Origin of the sequence: uncultured Fretibacterium sp., assembly GCF_938040765.1 — a bacterium.
Lineage (GTDB): Bacteria > Synergistota > Synergistia > Synergistales > Aminobacteriaceae > CAJPSE01.
Window position 1 is genome coordinate 1 of record NZ_CALIAA010000281.1, and the last position, 4117, is coordinate 4117.

At 63.9% G+C, this 4117-nt stretch carries 3 protein-coding genes; all 3 read left to right on the forward strand.

The window, feature by feature from the left end; translation table 11 throughout:
• Positions 1-283: 283 nt before the first annotated feature.
• Complete coding sequence (locus tag Q0176_RS09945; protein ID WP_299302319.1) at positions 284-2050, forward strand: ABC transporter ATP-binding protein; 1767 nt, start codon at positions 284-286, stop codon at positions 2048-2050.
• Positions 2050-2826, forward strand: coding sequence for an energy-coupling factor transporter transmembrane protein EcfT (locus Q0176_RS09950; protein ID WP_299302322.1), 777 nt, complete (start codon positions 2050-2052; stop codon positions 2824-2826). Before Q0176_RS09945 ends, Q0176_RS09950 begins: the two co-directional genes overlap by 1 nt.
• Before the next feature lie 100 nt (positions 2827-2926).
• Entirely contained in the window at positions 2927-3754 is an 828-nt protein-coding gene (locus tag Q0176_RS09955; RefSeq protein WP_299302325.1) for a QueT transporter family protein, read from the forward strand.
• The last annotated feature ends 363 nt before the right edge of the window (positions 3755-4117 follow it).

The following is a 4117-nucleotide window of genomic DNA, read 5'->3' on the forward strand; positions in this document are numbered from 1 at the left end:
TTGCCCCTGCAGGCTGGATTGTAAATCTAAGATACTATCATTAAGAATGAGAACGGATAAAAAGAGTGGTGTGAAGAGAGGTGAAATATCTTGGAAAAATTCGCCTATTTCGGAGGATGACTCAGGCAGAGCCTGCTCAAAAGATTGGCATTAGAGAAAACTCTATCACCAGCCGGGGGCTCCGTCCTTGACAAGTGTTGCGGAAATACGCACAATGGTCGGTGGAATTGCATCCTTTTTCGCGCCGGGGCGTCCCGGAACGATGGACGGAGGTCACGGATAATTGCACATCAACACTGAAAAGGCCGTGGAGGTCAAGGACTTCTCCTTCTGGTACCGGGGCTCCGAGTCCCCGGCCCTGGATTCGCTCGATCTGGAGGTGGAGCGCGGCCGCTTCGTCGTGATCATGGGCGAGAGCGGTGCGGGGAAGTCCACCTTCGCCAACAGCCTGAACGGACTGATCCCCCACTTCGTCCGGGGCCGGTACGAGGGCTCCGTGACGGTGGGCGGCCTCCCGGCCAGGGATACCCCCGTCAGCCGGATGGCCCGCGAGATCGGCCTGGTCTTCCAGGATTTCGAGGCCCAGCTCTTCTCCACCAACGCGGGGCTCGAGGTTGCCTTCGGGCCCGAGAACTTCGGCGTGCCGAGGCCCGAAATCGTTCTTCGCATCGGCGACGTGCTGCGGACGGTCCACCTGGAGGGCTTCGAGGGACGACATCCCGCCACCCTCTCCGGCGGCCAGAAGCAGCGCCTGGCCATCGGCTCCGTGCTGGCCGCGCGGCCGTCGGTGCTGTGCATGGACGAGCCCACCACGGACCTGGACCCCATGGGGAAGCTCGAGGTCTTCTCCATCGCACGGACGCTGAGCGCCCAGGGGGATCTGACCCTGATCATCATCGAGCACGAGACCGAGGAAGCCCTGCACGCCGAGCGCCTGATCCTGATGAAAAAAGGGCGCATCCTCGCCGACGGGACGCCCGGGGAACTGCTGCGGGACGCGGCGCTCGTCGCGGAGGCCGGGATACGCCCTTTGCAGATACCCCAATACTTCGCGGCGCTGAACGTCTGCCCCGCGGAGGAGCTTCCGCTGCTCCCCGACGAGGGGGCGGAGCTCTTCCGCAGCAGGGGGTTCACCCTCGACGACGCGCGCTGCCAGGAGCTTTCGGAGCGCGACGCCGAGCGGGAGAACAGCTATGGGGAGACGGTCGTCGAGGTCGAGGACCTGAGCCACGTCTACCCCAACGGCGGGGCCGCGGTGAGCGGCGTGACCCTGAGTATCCGGCAAGGCGAGTTCGTGGCCATCCTGGGGCACAACGGAAGCGGCAAGACCACTCTGGTGAAGCACTTCAACGGCCTCCTGCTCCCGAGCGGCGGCCGGGCGCTGGTCCGGGGCAAGGACACCGCGAAGCACTCGGTCTTCGAGATCGGGAAGGAGGTGGGGTATGTCTTTCAGAACCCGGACCATCAGATATTTGCGGACAACGTATTCGACGAGGTCGCATTCAGCCCCCGGATTCGCGGATGCTCCGCGGAGGAGGTGGCGTCGCGCGTGACCGAGGCCCTCGAGGCCGTCGGACTTCAGGGCTACGAGAAGAGGGATCCCTTCACGCTCGGGAAGGGGGAGCGTCAGCGGGTCGCGGTCGCCTCCGTGCTCTCGGCCCGGCCCGGCGTCATCATCCTGGACGAGCCCACCACGGGGCTCGACTACGGCGAGCAGAGGCGGATGATGGAGCTGATCCGGAAGCTCAACGAGGCGGGGCAGACCATCATCATGATCACCCACACCCTGTGGGTGGTGGCGGAGTACGCCCACCGCATCGTGGCGATGAGGGACGGCCGGGTGGTGATGGACGGTCCCACGCGGCAGGTCCTGGCTCGCGAGGAGGAGCTGGCCGCCTCGCACCTGAGGCCGCCCCACATCGTCAGCCTGGGCAACCGTCTGGGGCGGACGGTCCTCTCCGTGGAGGAGCTGGTGCGCTGCACCCGCATGCCTGAAAACGGCCGCTCTCCCCAAAATGCCGAGGGCGCCGCCGAGAGGGGGGACGCCTGATGGACCTGTTCCTCTACCTCGACAGGGACACCCCGATTCATCGGCTCGATCCCCGCACCAAGATCCTGTTGACGCTGCTGAGCTTCGCCATGGCCTTGATGTTCCGGGACATCCCGGTCCTGCTCATGGTGACGGCCCTGGTGCTGTTCGTCGGAGCCCTGGGGCGCGCGCTTCCGAACCTTGGGCGCATCCGCGGCGTGCTGATCATGATCGCCCTGTTCTGCCTGACGATCTGGCCCCTGGCGCGCGGCGAGTTCTCGCTCTCCGGGGTGCTCTACGGCGCGATGATTGCCCTCAAGACGGACCTCATGATCGTGGCGGGCATGGTCTTCCTGAGCACCACCAAGATCGAGGAGATTGCCGAGGGGCTGGTCAGGCTGCACCTTCCCTACAGAGGAGCCTTTGCCTTCGCGACGGCCATCCGTCTGGTGCCCATGATCGTGGAGACGAGCCACACGATCATCCAGGCGCAGAAATCCCGGGGGCTGGACCTGGACTCGGGGAACTTCCTGGAACGAATACGCAGGCACGTCCCGCTGGTGATCCCCACGCTCGTGTCCCTGATCCGGAGCACCAACGTCTTCTCCATGGCGCTCGAGTCCAAGGGGTTCGGCTACAGCTCCAAACGCACGACGCTGCTGGACCTGAGGCTCGGGAGGGGCGACTGGGCCGCAATGGCCCTGGGGCTTGGCGCCTTCGCGGCCCTGCTGGTCCTGAAGCTGGCCCCCGGAGCGTATGCCGCGTGGGCCGCGTTCTTCCCGTGGGGGAGTTTCTGACGGAATCCTCGGGGCTTTGCCCCGAACTCCATCCGGGAGGCTCGGCCCCCCCGAACCCATTGAAATAAAAAGAAACGAAATGAAAAGGAGCGGATGATTGATGAAAGAGGTATTCTCCATGTGGGGAAAGACCAAGATGGTCGTCCTCGTAGCGCTGTGCGCCGGCCTGTACGCGGCCCTGCTGATCCCGTTCAAGGGCTTCGTTCTGATACCCGGCGTGACCGAATTCCGTCCCGCAAGCGCGCTGCCGGTCGTCATGGGGCTCCTGTTCGGGCCCGCCGGGGCCTGGGGCTCGGCCATCGGCAACCTGATCGGGGACTTTTTCGGGTCGCTCGGAGTCGGAAGCCTCTTCGGCTTTTTCGGGAACTTCATCTTCGCCTACGTCCCCTACAAGATCTGGACCAACCTCGGCCTCGTCCCGAAGGGCGATCTCGAGCCCTGTGTGACCACCCCCAGGAAGGCCGCGGCCTACGTCGTCGCAGCCCTTCTGGGCTCCATGGGCTGTGCGCTCACCATCGCCTGGGGACTCGAGCTGCTGGGCATGGTGCCCTACGCGGCCCTGGGCACCATCATCATGCTGAACAACTCCATCCCGTCCATCGTGCTGGGGCTTCCCATCCTGATGGTGCTCTACCCGCGCGTCAAGAAATGGGACCTCCTCTGGACGGATATCGTGGACGAGGCGGACCAGCCCGTACCGGGCGCCATGTCGAAGATCGGCGCCTTCTTCATGATCGTCAGCATCCTCTGCGGCTGGGCCGGAGCCCTGCTCCTGGCGCTGGGGGCCGGACAGGCCCTGCTGTACGGCGGATTCAATGCGGGCGGCGCCGTCGGTTCCTTTGGAGTCGTCCTGGCGTCCGGCCTCGGGACGGTGGGAATGGTCCTCTCGTTCTTCATCCAGACGACGGGAAAAGCCTCCGACCGCTGAACGGCGCGGGAAATCCCCGAAAATCGCTTGTCGTCGTCTCGAAGCCTCTGGGCGCGCAAATCGCCCGGAGGCTTTCGTTTTGCGGACGGCTCGACGCCGAACGTTTTTCCCGTCCCTGGGTATCGCCCCCCTATTTGTTTGTAATGACGCAATCGACGAACAACGACACATCCGAATAACGACACGTCTGGTGCATTTTATTGACACACGTACTGCAATGGATTATATTTGTGCAAGTTTCTCATTACAAACAGTAAGGAGTGGTTCTCATGAAAGGCAGGAAGTTTGGTGTCGGCGCTCTTCTGGCCGCGTTCCTTTTCGCTCTGCTGGCTCTGGGCGGATGCGGCGGCGGCGGGGAGAACA